General features: G+C 71.1%; 19 protein-coding genes. 12 read left to right on the top strand and 7 right to left on the bottom strand.

What is annotated here, in order from left to right:
- Positions 1-59 precede the first annotated feature (59 nt).
- From LG334_RS23325 to LG334_RS23315, 3 genes are read left to right on the top strand one after another with little or no spacing between them, the layout of a single operon-like run.
- Positions 60-707, top strand: coding sequence for an ABC transporter ATP-binding protein (locus LG334_RS23325; protein ID WP_404381984.1), 648 nt, complete (start codon positions 60-62; stop codon positions 705-707).
- Entirely contained in the window at positions 704-1,426 is a 723-nt protein-coding gene (locus LG334_RS23320; protein ID WP_404381982.1) for a methyltransferase, read from the top strand. The genes LG334_RS23325 and LG334_RS23320 overlap by 4 nt, the downstream gene beginning before the upstream one ends.
- A gap of 4 nt (positions 1,427-1,430) precedes the next feature.
- Entirely contained in the window at positions 1,431-3,962 is a 2,532-nt protein-coding gene (locus tag LG334_RS23315; protein ID WP_404381980.1) for an ABC transporter permease, read from the top strand.
- Positions 3,963-3,975: 13 nt separating this feature from the next.
- Here LG334_RS23315 and LG334_RS23310 read toward each other — a convergent pair whose 3' ends face one another.
- Positions 3,976-4,335 carry an HNH endonuclease gene (locus tag LG334_RS23310; protein WP_404381978.1) on the bottom strand — a complete coding sequence of 120 codons (360 nt, stop codon included), beginning with the start codon at positions 4,333-4,335 and terminating at the stop codon, positions 3,976-3,978.
- Positions 4,336-4,466: 131 nt separating this feature from the next.
- On the opposite strand from LG334_RS23310, the gene LG334_RS23305 reads away from it, so the two are divergent.
- The 3 genes from LG334_RS23305 (at position 4,467) to LG334_RS23295 (ending at position 7,609) form a co-directional block, all read left to right on the top strand.
- Positions 4,467-5,567: a TAXI family TRAP transporter solute-binding subunit gene (locus tag LG334_RS23305; protein ID WP_404381976.1), complete on the top strand. Its 1,101-nt coding sequence runs from the start codon at positions 4,467-4,469 to the stop codon at positions 5,565-5,567.
- A gap of 101 nt (positions 5,568-5,668) precedes the next feature.
- Positions 5,669-7,108 carry a leucyl aminopeptidase family protein gene (locus LG334_RS23300; protein WP_404381974.1) on the top strand — a complete coding sequence of 480 codons (1,440 nt, stop codon included), beginning with the start codon at positions 5,669-5,671 and terminating at the stop codon, positions 7,106-7,108.
- Positions 7,109-7,213: 105 nt separating this feature from the next.
- The gene (locus tag LG334_RS23295; RefSeq protein WP_404381972.1) at positions 7,214-7,609 is read left to right on the top strand and encodes a MarR family transcriptional regulator; all 396 of its coding nucleotides are present in this window, start codon (positions 7,214-7,216) and stop codon (positions 7,607-7,609) included.
- A gap of 156 nt (positions 7,610-7,765) precedes the next feature.
- Here LG334_RS23295 and LG334_RS23290 read toward each other — a convergent pair whose 3' ends face one another.
- Positions 7,766-8,215, bottom strand: a complete 450-nt coding sequence (locus LG334_RS23290; protein WP_404381970.1) for a hypothetical protein — start codon at positions 8,213-8,215, stop codon at positions 7,766-7,768.
- A 385-nt stretch (positions 8,216-8,600) separates the two neighbouring features.
- Here LG334_RS23290 and LG334_RS23285 point away from each other — a divergent pair, with 385 nt between their 5' ends.
- From LG334_RS23285 to LG334_RS23270, 4 genes are all read left to right on the top strand, one after another.
- Positions 8,601-9,425 carry an IclR family transcriptional regulator gene (locus LG334_RS23285; RefSeq protein WP_404381968.1) on the top strand — a complete coding sequence of 275 codons (825 nt, stop codon included), beginning with the start codon at positions 8,601-8,603 and terminating at the stop codon, positions 9,423-9,425.
- A 174-nt stretch (positions 9,426-9,599) separates the two neighbouring features.
- Positions 9,600-10,538, top strand: a complete 939-nt coding sequence (locus LG334_RS23280) for a DMT family transporter (RefSeq protein ID WP_404381966.1) — start codon at positions 9,600-9,602, stop codon at positions 10,536-10,538.
- Between the two features lie 61 nt (positions 10,539-10,599).
- Entirely contained in the window at positions 10,600-11,187 is a 588-nt protein-coding gene (locus LG334_RS23275; RefSeq protein ID WP_404381964.1) for a hypothetical protein, read from the top strand.
- Between the two features lie 26 nt (positions 11,188-11,213).
- A complete protein-coding gene (locus LG334_RS23270) occupies positions 11,214-11,489 on the top strand; it encodes a hypothetical protein (protein ID WP_404381962.1) in 276 nt (91 codons plus the stop codon).
- A 34-nt stretch (positions 11,490-11,523) separates the two neighbouring features.
- Here the strand turns inward: LG334_RS23270 and LG334_RS23265 are convergent, their stop codons facing one another.
- Positions 11,524-11,901: a hypothetical protein gene (locus LG334_RS23265; protein WP_404381961.1), complete on the bottom strand. Its 378-nt coding sequence runs from the start codon at positions 11,899-11,901 to the stop codon at positions 11,524-11,526.
- A gap of 72 nt (positions 11,902-11,973) precedes the next feature.
- Between LG334_RS23265 and LG334_RS23260 the strand changes: the two genes are divergently transcribed.
- Entirely contained in the window at positions 11,974-12,423 is a 450-nt protein-coding gene (locus LG334_RS23260; protein WP_404381960.1) for a DUF123 domain-containing protein, read from the top strand.
- Positions 12,424-12,438: 15 nt separating this feature from the next.
- Here the strand turns inward: LG334_RS23260 and LG334_RS23255 are convergent, their stop codons facing one another.
- Both LG334_RS23255 and ppa read right to left on the bottom strand, forming a co-directional pair.
- Positions 12,439-12,966: an O-acetyl-ADP-ribose deacetylase gene (locus LG334_RS23255; protein ID WP_404381958.1), complete on the bottom strand. Its 528-nt coding sequence runs from the start codon at positions 12,964-12,966 to the stop codon at positions 12,439-12,441.
- Positions 12,967-13,077: 111 nt separating this feature from the next.
- Complete coding sequence (ppa, locus tag LG334_RS23250; RefSeq protein ID WP_404381956.1) at positions 13,078-13,608, bottom strand: inorganic diphosphatase; 531 nt, start codon at positions 13,606-13,608, stop codon at positions 13,078-13,080.
- Between the two features lie 290 nt (positions 13,609-13,898).
- Here ppa and murJ point away from each other — a divergent pair, with 290 nt between their 5' ends.
- Entirely contained in the window at positions 13,899-15,476 is a 1,578-nt protein-coding gene (murJ, locus tag LG334_RS23245) for a murein biosynthesis integral membrane protein MurJ (RefSeq protein ID WP_404381954.1), read from the top strand.
- A gap of 27 nt (positions 15,477-15,503) precedes the next feature.
- Here murJ and LG334_RS23240 read toward each other — a convergent pair whose 3' ends face one another.
- Together LG334_RS23240 and LG334_RS23235 are read right to left on the bottom strand one after the other, a co-directional pair.
- Positions 15,504-16,004: a PAS domain-containing protein gene (locus LG334_RS23240; RefSeq protein ID WP_404381952.1), complete on the bottom strand. Its 501-nt coding sequence runs from the start codon at positions 16,002-16,004 to the stop codon at positions 15,504-15,506.
- 231 nt (positions 16,005-16,235) lie between these two features.
- Positions 16,236-17,408, bottom strand: a complete 1,173-nt coding sequence (locus LG334_RS23235) for a c-type cytochrome (RefSeq protein WP_404381950.1) — start codon at positions 17,406-17,408, stop codon at positions 16,236-16,238.
- Positions 17,409-17,469 lie beyond the last annotated feature (61 nt).

The following is a 17,469-nucleotide window of genomic DNA, read 5'->3' as shown; positions in this document are numbered from 1 at the left end:
CGACGACGCCAACCCGCGCCGCAACCGCCGCGCCGACCATTGATTTAAGGTCGGTCCGCGTGACCTTGGAGGGGCCGGCCGGCCCCGTCAACATTCTGCGCGGCCTGGACCTGACCGTTCACGGCGGCGAGGCCGTGGGCGTCGTCGGGCCGTCCGGCAGCGGCAAGTCGACCATGATGATGGTCATCGCCGGCCTGGAGCGCGCCACCGACGGCGTGGTCAACGTCGCCGGGCACGACCTGACGGCGATGGACGAGGACGACCTGGCGCTGTTCCGCCGCGACACGCTGGGCGTGGTGTTCCAGGGCTTCCACCTGGTGCCCACCATGACGGCGCTGGAGAACGTCGCCGTGCCGCTGGAGTTCGCCGGCCGGCGCGACGCCTTTGAGCGCGCCGCCGAACACCTGGAGGCCGTCGGCCTGGGCCATCGCCTGGACCACTATCCCGGCCAGCTGTCGGGCGGCGAGCAGCAGCGCGTGGCGCTGGCCCGCGCCTTCGTGGTGGAGCCCAAGGTTCTGCTGGCCGACGAGCCCACCGGCAACCTGGACCAGGAGACCGGCGCCCACGTCATGGACCTGCTGTTCGACATGGCGAAGAAGAAGGGCGCGACGCTTCTGCTCATCACTCATGACCCGCGCCTGGCCGGGCGCTGCGACCGCGTCGTGTCCTTGCGCGACGGCGAAATCAAGGAGGCCCGCGCGGCATGACCGCCGACACCAAGACGCCCGACCGCGACACCTTCCACGCCAGCCGCGCCAAGCGCTACGACGACACCATCCGCCGGGTGATTCCGGGCTATGACGCCCTGCATTCCATGACCGGCGTGATGCTCAAGGATGCCGTGCCCGCCGATGGGCGCGTGCTGGTGGTGGGCGCCGGCACGGGGGCGGAGCTTCTGGCGCTGGGGCAGGCGGCGCCGGGTTGGTCGTTCACCGCCTGCGACCCGGCGGCGGGCATGCTCGCCATCGCCGAGGACCGCATCAAGGGCCATCCGGTGGCGGAGCGCTGCGGCCTGCATCCCTGCCTCTGCGCCGACCTGCCGGCGGAGGAAACGGCCTTCGACGCCGCCACCTGTCTGCTGGTCATGCACTTCCTGCCCGACGACGGCACCAAGCTCACGCTTCTGAAAAGCATCGCGGCGCGCATGAAGCCCGGCGCACCGCTGATCCTGGCGGACATGCACGAGACGCCCGGCAGCCCGCGCCACCAGCTCATCATGGATGCCTGGATGCACTGGCAACTGGGCAACGGCATCGATCCGGTGGAGGTGGAGAAGGGCCGCCGCCATGTGGAGCGCGACGTTCATTTCGTGCCGCTGTCGCGCCTGACCGACCTGCTGGACGAGGCCGGCTTCACGGCGCCCGAGCACTTCTTCCAGGCTTTCCTGTTCGGCGGGTTCATCGCCTGGCGCAAGACCGAGGACTGACATCATGGCCGCCGCCCGCTTCGCAAACCTTCCGGTCGCGTGGCGCTTCGCGCTGCGGGAGCTGCGCGGGGGCCTGAGCGGGTTCCGCATCTTCCTGGCGTGCCTGGCGCTGGGGGTGGCCGCCATCGCCGCCGCCGGATCGACCAACGAGGCCGTGCAGCGCGGGCTTGAGGCCGACGCGCGGGTCATCCTGGGCGGCGACCTGGAGGTGGAACTCACCTACCGCCCGCCGACGCCCGAGCAGATGGCGCTGATGGACAGCTTTGGCCGCACCTCGCTGACCAGCGAGCTGCGCACCATGGCCCGCGGCGGCGGCGACAGCACGCTGGTGCAGATGAAGGGCGTCGACGACGCCTATCCCCTTTACGGTGCGGTGGAACTGGACCCCGCCATGCCGCTGTCCGAGGCGCTGGCCCGGCGGGACGGTACGTGGGGCACGGCGGTGGACCCGGCCCTTCTGGCGCGTCTGGGGATCGACGTCGGCGACACCATCCGTCTCGGCGACCTGGACGTGGAGGTGCGTGCCGCCCTCATCGTCCAGCCCGACCGCGCCAACCGCGTCTTCAGCTTCGGTCCCACGGTCCTGCTGGCCAACGAGGCGGTCGAGGCGACTGGCCTGATCCAGCCGGGCACGCTGATCGAATACGAGACCCGCGTCGCCACCGACCGGGTGGAGGCGCTGCGCGCCGCCCTGGCGGAGCAGTTCCCCGACGCCGGCTGGCAGTTGCGCGGGCTGGACCGGGCCGCGCCGGGGTTCGAGCGCTTCCTGGGCAACATCACCCTTTTCCTGACGCTGGTCGGTCTGACCGCGCTTCTGGTGGGCGGCATCGGCGTCGCCAACGCGGTGAAGGCCTTCCTGGACAGCCGCGTGAACACCATCGCGACGCTCAAGTGCCTGGGCGCATCCAGCCGGCGCATCTTTCACATCTACCTGATCCAGATCACGCTGATCGCCGCGCTTGGCATCGGGCTCGGGCTGGTGCTGGGGGCGGTGGTGCCCTTCGTGGCCTCCGGCGCGCTCAAGGGCCTGCTGCCGGTGGAGGCGAAGGCGGCGATCTATCCATGGCCGCTGGTCAAGGCGGCCGGGTTCGGCGTGCTGACGGCGCTGGTCTTCGCCCTGTGGCCGCTGTCGCGCACCCGCGCCATCCGCGCCGCCGCCCTGTTCCGCAGCGTGGTTGCAACGCCCGGCGGCATGCCGCATGGGCGGGACCTGGCGAGCATCCTGGTGCTGGCCGGCCTGCTGGCGGCGCTGACCATCGTCACGGCCGACAATCCGGTGCTGGCGGCGTGGTTCGTCGTCGGCTCGGTGGTGTCGCTGGCGCTGTTCCGGGCTGCGGCGTGGGTGGTGAAGGCGCTGGCCGCCCGCCAGTCCGCGGCGGCGCGCGGGCGGCCGGGCCTGCGGCTGGCGCTGGCGAACCTGCACCGGCCGGGCGCTCCGACGGCGTCCGTTGTGCTGTCGCTGGGCCTGGGGCTGACCGTTCTGGTGGCGGTGGCGCAGATCGAGGGCAACCTGTCGCGCACCATCAACGAGAACCTGCCGGACCAGGCGCCCACGTTCTTCTTCATCGACATCCAGCCGGGCCAGGTTGAAACGTTCGAGCAGACGGTCGCCGAGGTCGAGGGCGCCTCGATCGTGCAGATGGCCGACATGATCCGCGGCAACATCACCCACCTCAAGGGCGAGCCCGTGGTCATCGAGAACGTGGACCCGGAGGTGCGCTGGACCGTGCGCGGCGACCGGGGCCTGTCGTCCGCCGCCGAGCCGCCGTCCAACGCCGAGATCGTCGCCGGCGAGTGGTGGCCGGCCGACTGGCAGGGCACGCCGCAGATCAGCCTGGCCCAGAACATCGCCGAGGGGCTGGGCGTCGGCGTCGGCGACACGGTGACCGTCAACGTGCTGGGCCGCGCCATCACCGGCGAGATCGCCAACCTGCGCAACGTGAACTGGGGCTCCTTGAGCATGAACTTCAGCTTCCTGTTCAGCCCCAACACGCTCGCCGGCGCGCCGCGCACCTGGATCGCCACCGTGCAGGCCGACGGCCCGGCGGCGGATGCGCTGGAGCGCCTGATGGCCGATCGCCTGTCCAACGTCTCCGCCCTGCGGGTGAAGGACGCGCTGGATGCCGTCAACCAGGTCATCGCGGCGGCCGGAAACGCCGTGCGCGCGGTGGCCGCCGTGACGCTGCTGGCCGGTGCGCTGGTGCTGGCGGGCGCCATCGCGGCGGGGCACCGGCGCCGGGTCTACGATTCGGTGGTGCTGAAGGTGCTGGGGGCCACCCGGCGCGACGTGCTGCGGGCGTTCCTGGTGGAATACGGCATCCTGGGTGCGGCGACGGGCGTCATCGCCGTCGCCATCGGCTCGGTGGTGGGCTGGGCGGTGATGACCTTCGTCATGCGCGAGGTCACCTGGACGTGGCTGCCCTGGATCGCCGCGGGCACGGTGCTGGCCTGCGTGGTGGTGACCCTGGGGGCGGGCTTCGCCGGCACCTGGCGCGCCATGGGCGTGAAGGCGGCGCCGCTTTTGCGCAACGAATAGAGGGTCGGCGGCGCTAACCCCGTTTGCGCCGGTGGCGGTCCATGTATTCCGGCGGTTTCTTGCGCACCCACTTCAGGAACCGCGCGATCTCGGGGTGGGTGCGCAGGGCGTCGGGCGAGTCGTAGGCGGCGGCCAGGTCGCGCTCGGTCAGCACGCTGTGGATCTTGCGGTGGCAGATGCGGTGCATGAGCGTCTGCTCGCGCCCGCCCTGGGACCGCGGCACCCAGTGATGGCGGTCGAGGCTGGGGCCGGCGACCATGGGGCGGCCGCACAGCGGGCAGGGGCCGACCGCGGCGTCGGCGGCGTCGTCGCGCGCCGCCGTGGCCCCGGCCGGCGGCAGGTCCGGATCGGGCAGCGCGGTCAGGCGGCGCATCGTTGTCCTGGCGAAAAAATCAAAGCGTTAGACCATACCGGCATTGTGCTGGACCCCCGGGGATGTCACACCCATATGTCCGAGGACAAGGTGGGTGAACCACCCGCGAGGCCACAAGGGGGAGAGACGCCGTGTACCGCGATTCGCGTCCACCGCGCCACGCGCCGCGCCGCAGGAACCTGGCCCGACGGGCCGTGCTGGCCGTTCTGGCGGTGGCGGCGGCCCTGGTGGTCCTGGGGCCGGCCGGCCGGGCACAGCAGCCGCCCGAGGACGTGACCGTCCTGCGCATCGCCACCGGCCCGACCGGCGGCACCTATTTCCCCATCGGCGGCCTGATCGCCAACGCCATCAGCAATCCGCCCGGATCGCGTCCCTGCGACCGGGGCGGCAGTTGCGGCGTGCCGGGCCTGATCGCCGCCGCCGTCTCCACCAGCGGATCGGTGGTCAATGTCCAGAGCCTGAAGGCCGGTACGGCCGACATGGCCCTGGTGCAGGCGGACGTGGGCTTCTGGGCATGGTCGGCGGAAGGCATCTACAACGGCGGCGAGGCGGTGGCGAACCTGCGCGCCCTGGCCCGCCTGTACCCCGAAAGCATCCACCTGGTCGCCAGCGCCGAGAGCGGCATCGAAAGCGTCGCGGACCTGAAGGGCAAGCGCGTGTCGGTGGGCGAGAAGGGCTCGGGTACGCTGGTGGAGGCGCGGCTGATCCTCAACGCCCACGGCCTGAAGCTGAACGACGTCAAACCCGCCTACATCCGCCCCGGCCCGTCGGCCGACAGGCTGGCAAACGACGAGCTGGACGCCTTCTTTTTCGTCGGCGGCGCCCCCATCCAGACCATCGCGGACCTGGCGGAGCGGGACGAGATCTCGCTGGTGCCCATCGACGGGCAGGCGGCCGACAAGCTGGCCGACGTGTTCCCCTACCTGACCCACAACGTCATCCCTGCCGACACGTACCCCAACCAGACGCGATCCGTCGCCACGCTGGCCGTCGGCGCGGTGCTGCTGACGACCGCGGAAATGACGGACGAGATGGCCTACGCCATCACCAAGTCCCTGTGGCATCCCACCAGCATGGAGCTTTACCGCGCCGGCCATCCCGGCGGACGCAAGCTGGACCCTTCGCGCGCCGACGACGACACGGGCGTGCCCCTGCACCCTGGGGCGAAGCGGTTCTATGACGAGCGGGCGAAGATCGCCGCCGAGGAAACCGCGCCGGTGGCCGGACCGTAGTCCCTTCACCCTCCGCTCGCGCCGGCGCCCTTTCCGGGTGTGCGAGCGCGCGGCAGGGTTCTATACTGGGGGAAACTACCGCGAAGAAGGAGACGTCCGCCTTGCCTGCGCAGACCACCCTCGTCACCGCCCTCATCGACGGGTCCGACGCCGATGCCGCCGTTCCCGTCAACGCCCTGACGCGCGAGGCGCTGGCATCATGGCTGGAGGCGCAGGACCCGGCGACGCGCCGCTGGGTCGAAACGGCCGGCTTCAAGGCCGAGGCGGGCGCCCACCTGATGCTGCCGGACGCCGAGGGCGGCGCGGCGCGCGTCCTGGCGGGGCTGGGGGACGGGTCCGACCCGTGGGCGCTGGCCGGCCTGCCGACCGCCCTGCCGCGTGCCGACTATCGCCTGGACCCGGCGCCCGAGGGCGACCAGGCCTTCTGGTCCTGCTTCGCCTGGGAGATGGGCGCCTACAGCTTCACCCGCTACAAGTCCAACACCGCCGCCCCCGGCGCGGGCAGCGACGGCGACCCTTCCGGTCCCTCGCGCCCGGCCCGCCTGGTGTGGCCGGAGGGGGCTGACCGCGATGCCGTGACCCGCGCCGTCGCCGGCACCACGCTCGCCCGCGACCTCATCAACACGCCGGCCAGCGACATGGGGCCGGAGGAACTGGAGGACGCCGCCCGCGTGCTGGCCGACGCCCACGGCGCGACCATGGACGTCATCGTCGGCGAGGACCTGGAACGCGCCAACTATCCCGCCATCTACGCCGTCGGCAAGGGCAGCGCCCGGCCACCGCGTCTCATCGACATCCGCTGGGGGCGCGAGGGCGCGCCCAGGGTGACGCTGGTTGGCAAGGGCGTTTGCTTCGATTCGGGCGGCTATGACCTCAAGGCCTCGGCCGGCATGAAGTTGATGAAGAAGGACATGGGCGGCGCCGCCAACACGCTGGGGCTGGCGCGCATGATCATGATGGCGGGGCTGGACGTGCGCCTGCGCCTGCTGATCCCGGCGGTGGAGAACATGGTGTCGGGCACCGCGTACCGGCCGCAGGACGTTCTGCGCACCCGCAAGGGCCTGACGGTGGAAATCGGCAACACCGATGCCGAGGGTCGCGTGGTGCTGTGCGACGCTCTGGCCGAGGCCGATTCGGAACAGCCCGACCTGCTGGTCGACTGCGCCACGCTGACCGGCGCGGCGCGGGTGGCGTTGGGGCCCGAGATCGCCGTCTACTTCGCCAACGACGACTCGCTGGCCGCCGACATCGAGCGCCACGCCGAGGCCTGGCACGACCCCGTCTGGCGCCTGCCGCTGTGGGCGCCCTATCGCAAGATGCTCGACAGCAAGACCGCCGACATCAACAACGCCGGCGAGGGCGGATTTGCCGGAGCCATCACTGCCGCGCTCTACCTGAAGGAGTTCGTTTCGGACTCGACACGGTGGGCGCACTTCGACATCTACGGCTGGAACCCGGCCGGGCGGCCGGGCCGGCCGGCGGGCGGCGAGGCCTTCGCCTTGCGCGCGCTCTACGCCCTTGTCGCCGACCGCTTCGGTTGAACGGACGCGAAACGGTCAACCCTTTGCCGTTGCTCCGGGCCGTCCGGTCCGGTAAACAGGTTCCGCTCACGGAACAAGCGGTCACGGAACGGATAGAGGACCAGCGTGGACATCAAACCCGTCGAGGCCCTGGACCTGTGGCGCGGCGCCATCGTGGAAAGCGTGCGCCGCGACGGCCCGGACCTGTCGGCACGCCAGATGGCGCTGCTCCTGACCGTCTACATCACCAAGCCGCCGCACACGGTGCGCGGGCTGGCCGACGCCCTGAAGGTTTCCAAGCCGGCCGTCACGCGCGCCGTCGACCGCCTCAGCGACTATGGCCTGGTCAAGCGCAAGGTGGACGAGACCGACCGCCGCAGCGTGCTCATCCAGCGCACGGTCAGGGGCTCGGTCTTCCTGCGGGAGTTCGGCGAGCTGATCTGCCAGGCCGCGGCCGAATGCCGCGTGCCCGAGGACGCGCCGGACCCCAACGCGCCGAACGGCAGCGGTTCCGGCGCCTGACCGCGGCACGCGCCGCCGTCTAGAGCCGTTTTCGATCAAACTTGGTCGAGAAGGGCGACACAGGGCCGCAACTGCGACCCCGCGCCGGTAAGGCGCGTGAGCCTCAGTGGCGCTTGAACGTCCATCAGGCGCGACCGCGCCTGATGGGAAAAAGCCCTAGCGTCCCTCGGGCCCCGCCGCCGGATCGGGCCGGAAGGTGCGCAGGGCGTGCAGCGCCCACAGTTCCGTCTCTTCCAGGTCGGCCAGGGCGGCCCTTCGTTCCAGACGCCACAGTTCGCCCGCGGCCGAGGCGGTCGCACGGTCGATGGACGCCTGCGCCCGCGCGGCCATGCGGCGATCGATGGCCGAGGCCGGCGCCGGGACCAGCGCCCTGGGCAGGAGCGGCGCCGCCCGGACCGGGGGCGGCGGTGGAGCGGCGCGCAGGCGGGCCTCCAGGCGGTCGGCCTTGGCGCGCACCAGCGTGCGCTCCACGGACGGCGTGTAAAGGCGCGGCTCGTACAGAAGCGGCGGCTCCGTCTCGGCGCCGGCGGGGGCGGGCGCGACGGCCAGCACGGGCAGGGTCAGGACAAGGCTCAGGAGGGAGAGAAGACTGCGGCGGCATGGCATGGGCGGCGGCTCCCGGCTGCGCGTCCCTCACCATGTCCCGGGGTCTGATGTCGCGGCGCCGCGGCGCCGGCGCAATGCCGCCCGGCGGGGTAGCCCGCAATGTGAAGAGGCGGCCTTGCGGCCGCCTCTTCGCCCGGATGCAGGGTCCGGTCACCCGACGCTTTCCTCACCTAGACAGGGCCGTGCTTTTATAAGTCTTTGCCCTTTGTTCGGCTTCGGCCGTTCCCGGCGGCCGAGGCCTCGATTTCACACGTCCTGCGGGGTCCCGGGGATGCCTTCGAGCGGGTCCGCATTTCGTATTGCGTAATCGATGTCGCCATGTGTAATTGACGGGCCGATGCGAGTCAAGCGTGGGAAATGCAGAGCAGTGTGGGGATTTTTGGATATGCGTAGTGCGGGTGGCCGGTCGCGGCCTTTGCGCGCCGCGGTAGGAGAGGATGCCGGCGGCGGCGCCAACGGGCACGAGGGCGAGGGCGCGCGGCGGCGCGGCGTGCAGTCGCTGGAGGTCGCCATGGGCGTCCTGCGGGCGCTGGGCGAGGCGGCGCGGCCCCTGATGCTGAAGGAACTGGCCGACCGGGCCGGGATGCCGCCGGCCAAGGCCCACCGCTACCTGGTCAGTTTCATCGAATCGGGCATGGTCCGCCAGGACGCCGAAACCGGCCGCTATGCGCTGGGCGAGTTCGCCCTGACGCTGGGGCTGGTGGCGCTGCAGGGGCTGGACATCGTGCGCGATACCGCCAGCGTGCTCGCCGATCTGCGCGACCACCTGGAGGAAACGGTGTTCCTGGCCGTCTGGGGCAACCGCGGCCCCACCATCGTCCGCTGGGAGGAAGCTGCCCGGCCCATCGCCGTGAACGTGCGTGTGGGCTCGGTCCTGCCGGTGGAGACGTCGGCGACGGGGCGGGTGTTCGCTGCCTTCCTCAAGGAAGCCGCCGGCCACGCCGTCGACCGGGCCATGGTGGAGGAAATCCGCGCCACCGGTCTGGCGACGCAGCGCAACGCCCTGATGCAGGGCATCGGCGCGGTCTCCTCGCCCGTCTTCGACCACCGGGGGCAGATCGTCGGTGCCATCACCGTGCTGGGCGCCGACACCGGATTTGACGCAAGCCCCACGGGCCGCATCGCGCGGGCCTGCATCCTGGCCGGCGAGGACGCCAGCCGCCGCATGGGCCACCGCCCCGACCTGCAACAGGCCCGCTGCAGCGCCTGACGTCCCGCCTTTGCAGCGGGGCGGCGGCAGAATGGCCCTTGCCGGCACGGTGCGGCGTTGAAAGGATCGTGGCACTCTCTCGCGCCCGACGCAGACTGCCGGCCCGCGCGCGTGCCCCTTGGGCACCCGGCGGGCGGCTGTCTTTTGGCCCACCGTCTCCCAGAGGAGCCGATCTTGCACGCCGACCGCGCCACCTACCTCAAGGGCGTCGCCCTGTCCGCCGGGGGCATGCTGGTCATCAGCCCCGACGGCCTGCTGCTGCGCCTGGTGGAGGACGCGGGCCACTGGCAGATCGTCTTCCTGCGCACGCTGGGCATCTTCGTCTCGGTCATGGCTCTGGTGAGCCTTCGCTACCGCCGCCGCACCGTGGCGGTGGTGACCAGCCTGGGCTGGCCGGGGGTGTGGGCATCGCTGGGGCTGATGGGCGCGAACATCGGCTTCGTGCTGGCCATGCTGAACACCACGGTCGCCAACACGCTGGTGATCCTGGCCTGCATGCCGCTGTTTTCCGCCGTGTTCGGATGGCTGCTGATCCGCGAGCGCGTCTCGGTGCGCACCTGGGTGAGCATCGCCGTCGCCATCATCGGCATCGTCATCATCTTTTCCGGCTCCATCGGGGGCGGCCGGCTGCTGGGCGATTCCATCGCCCTGTTCACCGCCGTCTGCCACGGCTTCGCCCTGGTGCAGCTGCGCCGCATCGGCAACCGCGACACCACGCCGGTGATCGCCTTCGGCGGCCTGGGCGCGGCGCTGATCGCCCTGCCGCTGGCGGGCAGCCTCGTCTACACCCTGCACGACGCGACGGTGATCCTGTTCCAAGGCCTGTTGCAGATGCCGCTGGCCATCGGGCTGTTCATGTCGGGCGCGCGGTTCATCCCGGCGGCGGAGGTGGCGCTGTTCTCGCTGATCGAGACGGTCCTGGGCCCGCTGTGGGCGTGGATCGGCGTCGGCGAGGTGCCGGGCACGCTGGCGGTGGTCGGCGGGATCATCGTGGTCGGCGCGGTGGTGGGCAACGCGGTGCTCGGGCTGATGCGCGCCAAGAAGCGCGAAGCCGCCGGCCGCCCGCCGGGCCCCGAGGGCGAGCCCGCCCCGGCGCCCGTGTGGGAGCGTTGAGGCCGATCCGGTCCGCCCCGCCGGCCTCGCAGCGCACGGCCGACGGTGGTATGATCCCCGCATGACGCGCGTCCTTCGCCTTTTCGTGCCCGTCCTGCTGGCGGGTATTCTGTCCGCCTGCGCCGCCGGGGACGGCGTCGTGGTCACGCGCAGCACGCCGACCACGGGCGATGCGCTGGCGATCTCCAGCTTCCGCGCCGCCTCGGCGGCGGGCCCGGTGCTGATGGAGGTGGTCGGCAGTCCGGTGGCCGCGCCGCAGGCGGACGTCGCGTCGGCCATCGCCGCGCGCATGCCCACCCCGCCCGGCCGCGCCCCCACCCGCTACACCACCGACGCCGCACAGGCCGGCAATTCGTCGACGCGCGTGGTGCTGCTGTTCGGCGTGCCCCAGGCCGTGAACGGCGGCATCGCCTGCCGGCTGCGTGGCGGAGGCCCGCCCGATGCGGCGGCCAATCCGTCCGACCGCACGACGCTTGAGGCGGCGCTGTGCAACGGCAGCCGGGCGGTGCGGGCGGCACGCCTTCGCGGTCCGGCGGTGACGGGGCTGGACGACCCGGCGCTCGACAGGCTTCTATGGCGGGCCGCGCGGGAACTGGTGCCGTTGCGCGACCGCGAGGAAAACCCGCGCTGCCTGCACTGGCCCTGCTGAGACCCCATCCCGGACGACACCGCCCCATGAGTGACCGCAACAAGCCCCTGCCCCCGACCATCCAGGCCGCCGTCGCCGCCGTGAAGAAGGCCAAGAGCCGCCAGACGGAGGAAACGGCGCGCGGCCCAGGCGAGCAGCTGTGCAACAAGTGCGGCGCCGTCTTTCGCTGGACGCGGTCGGACGCCGCCAGCGGCCGGGGCGCCCTGGTGGCGCGGCTGGTCAAGGGCTCGCAGACCTGCGACTGCGGTTACGGCAAGGCCACCACCCCCGGCGGCCGGCGGCGCGGCGGCAGCGGCGGCTGAGCGCAAGGAGTTGCGACAGGGCCGGTGCGCCGGCTCAGGGCGCGACGAACACCTTGCAGTCCGACCAGCCGTCGTTGATGAAGTGATAGGTCACGTCGGGCACGGCCTTGCCGTTGGGATCGCTCAGGTTCCAGCCGTACTTGGCGACGCCCGTGGTGCCCCGGCCGATGTTGTCCTTGCCGGTGTACCAGATCTTCAGGCGGTTCTTGCGCACCTGGTTGAACTCGCTGCGGCGGCACAGCGCCGACAACTCCTTGTCGAGCCGCCCCACTTTCCAGAAACTGTCATTGGTCCAGGCGTAGATGGCGCCCTGCGCCGCCGCCGGGGGCGGTGCGGCCGTGGCGGCCAGCGTCAGACCCACCGCCAGAAGGGCGGCAAGACGGGCCGGCGAAAGGGCGAAGAAGTTGAACATGGGCTGCGGCTGTGTGCGTGGCGCGATCCGTGGCCACCACTTTCCGCGTAAGCCGAGAGGATGTCAAACATCATGGCCGGGTGGATACACGATCCGCATCAGCTTCCCGACGCACCGGGTGCCTATGTGCTGCGCATGACGTTCGGCTTTCCGGCGCCGCTGCCGCCGCGATTCGCCGGGACCCACGGCCCGGTGCTGGCCCCGGGAACCTACCTCTATTGCGGATCGGCGCGGGGTGGCGGGGGCCTGAGGGCGCGGTGCGCCCGGCATCTGGCGGCCGACAAACCGCGCCGCTGGCATGTGGACTGGCTGACCACGGCCGCCGGCGACACCGCCGTCTGGCCCGTGGCCGGGGGCGACGAATGCGCCCTGCGCGGCGCGCTGACGGTGGCCGGTGCCGCCGTGCCCGTTCCCGGGTTCGGCTCCAGCGACTGCCGCCGCTGCCCCTCCCACCTGCTGCGCTGGCCCGATGCCGCCGCCGACGTGACGCCGGTGCTTGCCGGCCTCCCCGACGGCGGCTGAGGCGCCCGCGGCCCGTCAGGCCAGCTTGTCCAGGGCCTCGCGGTGCAGGGCCGCGCTGTCCTCGTCGAAGCAGACGAAGCGCACGGTTTCGATGGCGTCGGTCTCGTGCAGCACCTCGGCCACCGTGCTGACGGCGATGGGGGCGGCGCGGTTGGGCGGGAAGCCGAAGATTCCCGTCGAGATGGCGGGGAAGGACACCGAGGCCGCGCCGATCTCGACGGCCACCTCCAGCGAGCGCCGGTAGCAGGAGGCCAGCAGCGATTCCTCGTCGGCGTCGCCGCCGTGCCAGACCGGCCCGACGGTGTGGATGACCCAGCGCGCCGGCAGGTCGAAGTCCTCGGTGGCCTTGGCGTCGCCGGTTTCGCAGCCGCCCAGCGGCTCGCAGGCTTCCAGCAGCCGCGGCCCGGCGGCGCGCTGGATGGCGCCGGCCACGCCGCCGCCCGGTCCCAACTCGTTGTTGGCGGCGTTGACGATGGCGTCGGTGGACTCGCGCGTGATGTCGCCGACGACCACCTCGATGCGGTCGCGCGCGGATGCGGTCATGGCGGTCTCCCTCCTGTTCTCCCGTGTTTCCTCCACTGATACGGAAACGCCCCGACCGCCTTTCGGGGTCGGGGCGCGTCCAGCATCGCGAGGGCGGCGGCGGCGAAGGGCTCAACCCTTCTTGCCGGCCTCGATGCCCTTGGCGATCATGTCGGCGGCTTCCTTGGCGTCGCCCCAGCCCAGGATCTTGACCCACTTGCCCTCTTCCAGGTCCTTGTAGTGGGCGAAGAAGTGCTCGATGCGGCGCAGCTCGGTGTTGCGGACGTCGCCGAAGCTGTTCACGTTGTCGTGGTAGGGGTGCAGCTTGGAGTGCGGCACGCCGAGGATCTTCTCGTCGCGGCCGGCCTCGTCCTCCATGTGCAGCACGCCGATGGGGCGCGTGCGCATGACGGAGCCCACGGCCACCGGCATGCGGCCCAGCACCATGACGTCCACCGGATCGCCGTCGTCGGACAGGGTGTGGGGAATGAAGCCGTAGTTGCAGGGGTAGTGCATGGCGGTGTGCAGGAAGCGGTCCACGAACATGGCGCCGGAGTCCTTGTCCACCTCGTACTTCACCGGATCACTGCGGAGCGGGATCTCGATGATGACGTTCACGTCCCACGGAGCGTCCTTACCGACGGGAATCTTGTTGATGTCCATGATGCTTCCTTCCGGCTTGACGGCGCCGCCAACCCTGCGGCGCGATGACCGGGCCTCCCTCCGGAAAACCCGCGATCGGTGACTGTTCGGGCGCCCGTGCCGCCGCCATCCCCTGTGGCAGCGGGTGCGGGCGCGAAAAGACGGCCCCTTTATTACTGGAATCGCGCCCGCCGTAAAGGGCTGTCGCCGGGCTACCCCAGAGGGTGGCTTTGCCGCGCTCCGCCCGCGCCGCTTTTTCGCCTTGCCGGCATGGTGTAAAAGGGCGCGTCCTGGTCAAGCCGGTGAGGCCCATGTCGCTGTTCCGTGCCGTCGCCACCGTCGGCGGGTTTACCCTTCTCAGCCGAATCACCGGATTCGCGCGCGATATCCTGATCGCCGGGTTCCTGGGCGCGGGCACGGTGGCCGACACCTTCTTCGTCGCCTTCAAGTTCCCCAACCTGTTCCGCCGCCTGTTCGCGGAAGGGGCGGTGGCGGCGGCCTTCGTGCCGCTGTATTCGCAGACGCTGGAGAAGGAGGGCGCGGCCGAGGCCCACCTGTTCGCCCGCCGCGCCTTCACGGTGCTGGGCCTGGTGCTGGCGGTGTTCGTCGGGCTGATGGAACTGGCCATGCCCTGGGCCATCTATGCCTTCGCGCCCGGCTTCGATGCCGTCCCCGGCAAGATGGAACTGGCCGAGGACCTGACCCGCATCACCTTTCCCTACCTGCTGCTGATCTCGTTGTGTGCGCTGCTGTCGGGCGTGCTGAACAGCCTGGGCCGGTTCGCCGCCGCGGCCGCGACACCGGTGCTGCTGAACCTGGTGATGATGGGCGGCCTGCTGGCCCTGCACCAGTACACCGCCACGCCCGGCCATGCGCTGGCCATCGCCGTGGCGGCGGCCGGCGTGATCCAGCTGGTGTGGCTGATCGTCGCCTGCCGCCGGGCCGGCGTGCGCATCCATCCGGTGCGCCCCACTTTAAGCCCGCGCATCAAGCTGCTGGGCAAGCGCGTGATACCGGTGGCCTTCGGCGCCGGGCTCTACCAGATCAGCCTGCTGGTGGACACCATCCTGGCCTCGCTGGTCAGTGACGGTGCCGTCAGCTACCTCTACTACGCCGACCGCGTGAACCAGCTGCCGCTGGGGGTGGTAGGCACGGCCATCGGGACGGCGCTGCTGCCGCTGCTGGCACGCCAGATCGCCGCCGGCAACACCGAGGCCGCCCATTACAACCAGAACCGCGCCATCGAGGCGTCGCTGCTGTTCACCATTCCGGCCATGAGCGGGCTGATCGTCATCGCGCATCCCATCGTCACCGCGCTGTTCCAGCGCGGCGCCTTCGGTCCGCTGGAGGCGGCGGCCACATCCGGCGCGCTGGCGGCGTTCGCCGTCGGCCTGCCGGCCTTCGTGCTGGTGAAGGTGCTGTCGCCCGGCTTCTTCGCGCGCGAGGACACGAAGACGCCGGTCTGGTGCGCCGGCGCCGGAATGGTGGTGAACGTGGTGCTGAACCTGATCCTGATGCAGGTGCTGGGGCATGTGGGGATCGCGCTGGCGACGGGCCTGGCGGCCTGGGTCAACGGCGGTGCGCTGGCGATCATCCTGCACCGCCGCGGCCACTTCGCCCCCGACGCCCGTCTCAAGAGCCGCCTGCCGCGCATCATGGCGGCCAGCGCGGTGATGGCCGGCGCCGTTTGGGCGACAAACCGCTGGCTGGTACCGGAACTGCCGGTGGAGGGCCTGGCTGCGGGCGTGCCGAGCATCGTCGCGCTGGCGGCCCTGCTGGCGGTCGGGGCCGGCACCTTCACGGTCGCCGCCTTTGCCATGGGGGCGACGTCGCTGTCGGACATCAAGGGCATGATCCGCCCCCGCCGCGCCGCGCAGCCGGGAGAGTAAGCGTCCGCGCCGCCGCTGGCCGCGCGCTCAGTCCACCTTGTAGCTGAAGGCGCCCAGGATGTGGGTGACGGTCTTGCCGTCGGTGGAGACGGGCATGATCGCCATGCGGTGCTTGAGCACGCCGCCGCCGCGCACGCGGGGCAGGGTGGCCGCGTCGGCCAGCGGGCGGCGGAAGTCGACCACCGCGCGCACCAGGTCCAGCATGTGTTCGGCGACGTCGCTGGGCAGGACCTCGTGGGGCCGCTTGCCCGTGGCCGAGGCCTTGAAGGCGTGCGACAGGGCGCCGCCGCAGTAGGTGAAGGTGGCGGTGCCCGGGCCGTCGGTGACGTCCATCAGGAACAGCTTGCCGCGCAGCAGGGGCTCGGCCTCCATGTCCAGGTCGTCGAGCAGCGGCAGCGTCCGGTGGTCGCGCACGGCGTGCCAGTAGGACAGCGCCTGGCCCACGACGCGGCGCTCGCGCCCGACCGGTTCAGGCCGGTCCGCCGCGGCGTCCGTGGAATCGCCGTGTATGCCCATATGCGCCACCATGACAAAAGTCCCGTGCTCTTGCTGTTCCGGGACGCCCCGTCGGCTTGCGCCTTTCGGTGAGGGCGCGCCGCGGCTTCCTTGCGCCTTTCGGATTAGGCCCAATTCTGGAGGGGATGCTTCGCCGGGTCAACCAATACAAAGGCATATGGCGGATTGGAAAAAAGAAAAGCGCCCCGGCCGCTGGGACCGGGGCGCTTTGGTGTCCACCGAGGGACGGTGGTGACGGCAAAGTTACTCTGCCACCGCACCTTCCTCGGGCGAGGGACGCTCGGCGGCCCCTGCGGGCTCGGGCACGGCTTCCTGCAGGGTTTCGCTGGCAACACCCGGAGCGGCCGGACCCGGCGACGCGGCATCCAGCGGCGGCGGGTTCTCGGTGTACTCCATCATGAAGGCGACGACGGCGGCGCGGTCTTCCTCGCTTTTCAGGCCGGCGAAGGTCATCTTGTTGCCGGGCGCGAAGTCCTTGGGGCTCTCCAGCCAGGCGTTCAGGTTCTCGTAGGTCCACTGTCCGTCAATGGCGGACAGGGCGTCGGAATAGCGGAAACCTTCGTGCGCGGCGATGTCGGCACCGACGATGTTGCCCAGGTTGGGGCCGACGCGGTTGGGACCGCCGATCTCGTAGGTGTGGCAGGCGCGGCACTGGTTGAACACCTTCTGGCCGGCGACCGGATCGGCGGCGGCGACCATGGCGGCGAATCCGCCGGCAGCACCACCGGCCTGAGCGGCCTCGGCGGTCTGCTCTTCCGCGGCGGCCGGGGCCTCTTCCGCGGCGGCGGTCTCGGCCTCGGCCTCGGCCTCGCCCTCGCCTTCGGCAGCGGCTTCCTCGGCGGCGGGCGCCTCCTCGGCCGCGGCGGCCTCCTGCGGCTCGGGCACGGCCGGCGGGTTCTCGGTGTGGGCCATCAGGAACTTGATGATGGCTGCGCGGTCCTCGATGTTCTTCACGCCGGCGAAGGTCATCTTGTTGCCCGGCGCGAAGTCGCTCGGGTTTTCCAGCCAGGCGTCCATCTTCTCGTAGGTCCACTCGCCCTCGATGCCCGCGAGCGCATCGGAGTAGTTGAACCCTTCGTGCGCGGCGATGTCGGCGCCGATGACGTTGCCCAGGTTGGGGCCGACCCGGTTGGGGCCGCCGATCTCGTAGGTGTGGCAGGACGCGCACTGGCGGAAGGCCTTCTCACCGGCCGAGGCTTCGGCCTGGCTGATGAGCGTGAACAGGTCGGCCTCGGGCTCTTCCTCGGCCGCGGCCACCTCGGTCTCGGCGCCTTCGTCACCGGTATCCAGGCCCGCACGGTAGACGGGTTCGTCCAGGGTGCGGGTCGGGTTGTAGATGTCGCCCACGGCGTTCACGATGAAGACCAGGGCGATCGCGACGGCAAGCGCGGCGACGGACTTACCAATAAAGGACATGCGCCTCTCCGAACGGTTCAGGGCCAGGGCAGCGATTCGCGGCCGGAGCGTAGCGGGTGGA

The organism is Caenispirillum salinarum, from assembly GCF_044803115.1.
Classification (GTDB): domain Bacteria; phylum Pseudomonadota; class Alphaproteobacteria; order Rhodospirillales; family Rhodospirillaceae; genus Caenispirillum; species Caenispirillum salinarum_A.
Note: the sequence above shows the minus strand (reverse complement) of the source record. Positions and strands in the feature narration are given on the sequence as shown.

Bases quoted from the DNA above. Each gene is read 5' to 3' on its own strand.
- LG334_RS23235 (WP_404381950.1), bottom strand. From the start codon at position 17,408: ATGTCCTTTATTGGTAAGTCCGTCGCCGCGCTTGCCGTCGCGATCGCC.
- LG334_RS23255 (WP_404381958.1), bottom strand. From the start codon at position 12,966: ATGACCGCATCCGCGCGCGACCGCATCGAGGTGGTCGTCGGCGACATC.
- ppa (WP_404381956.1), bottom strand. From the start codon at position 13,608: ATGGACATCAACAAGATTCCCGTCGGTAAGGACGCTCCGTGGGACGTG.
- LG334_RS23265 (WP_404381961.1), bottom strand. From the start codon at position 11,901: ATGTTCAACTTCTTCGCCCTTTCGCCGGCCCGTCTTGCCGCCCTTCTG.
- LG334_RS23320 (WP_404381982.1), top strand. From the start codon at position 704: ATGACCGCCGACACCAAGACGCCCGACCGCGACACCTTCCACGCCAGC.
- LG334_RS23315 (WP_404381980.1), top strand. From the start codon at position 1,431: ATGGCCGCCGCCCGCTTCGCAAACCTTCCGGTCGCGTGGCGCTTCGCG.
- LG334_RS23290 (WP_404381970.1), bottom strand. From the start codon at position 8,215: ATGCCATGCCGCCGCAGTCTTCTCTCCCTCCTGAGCCTTGTCCTGACC.
- murJ (WP_404381954.1), top strand. From the start codon at position 13,899: ATGTCGCTGTTCCGTGCCGTCGCCACCGTCGGCGGGTTTACCCTTCTC.
- LG334_RS23310 (WP_404381978.1), bottom strand. From the start codon at position 4,335: ATGCGCCGCCTGACCGCGCTGCCCGATCCGGACCTGCCGCCGGCCGGG.
- LG334_RS23285 (WP_404381968.1), top strand. From the start codon at position 8,601: ATGCGTAGTGCGGGTGGCCGGTCGCGGCCTTTGCGCGCCGCGGTAGGA.
- LG334_RS23260 (WP_404381960.1), top strand. From the start codon at position 11,974: ATGGCCGGGTGGATACACGATCCGCATCAGCTTCCCGACGCACCGGGT.
- LG334_RS23275 (WP_404381964.1), top strand. From the start codon at position 10,600: ATGACGCGCGTCCTTCGCCTTTTCGTGCCCGTCCTGCTGGCGGGTATT.
- LG334_RS23270 (WP_404381962.1), top strand. From the start codon at position 11,214: ATGAGTGACCGCAACAAGCCCCTGCCCCCGACCATCCAGGCCGCCGTC.
- LG334_RS23240 (WP_404381952.1), bottom strand. From the start codon at position 16,004: ATGGTGGCGCATATGGGCATACACGGCGATTCCACGGACGCCGCGGCG.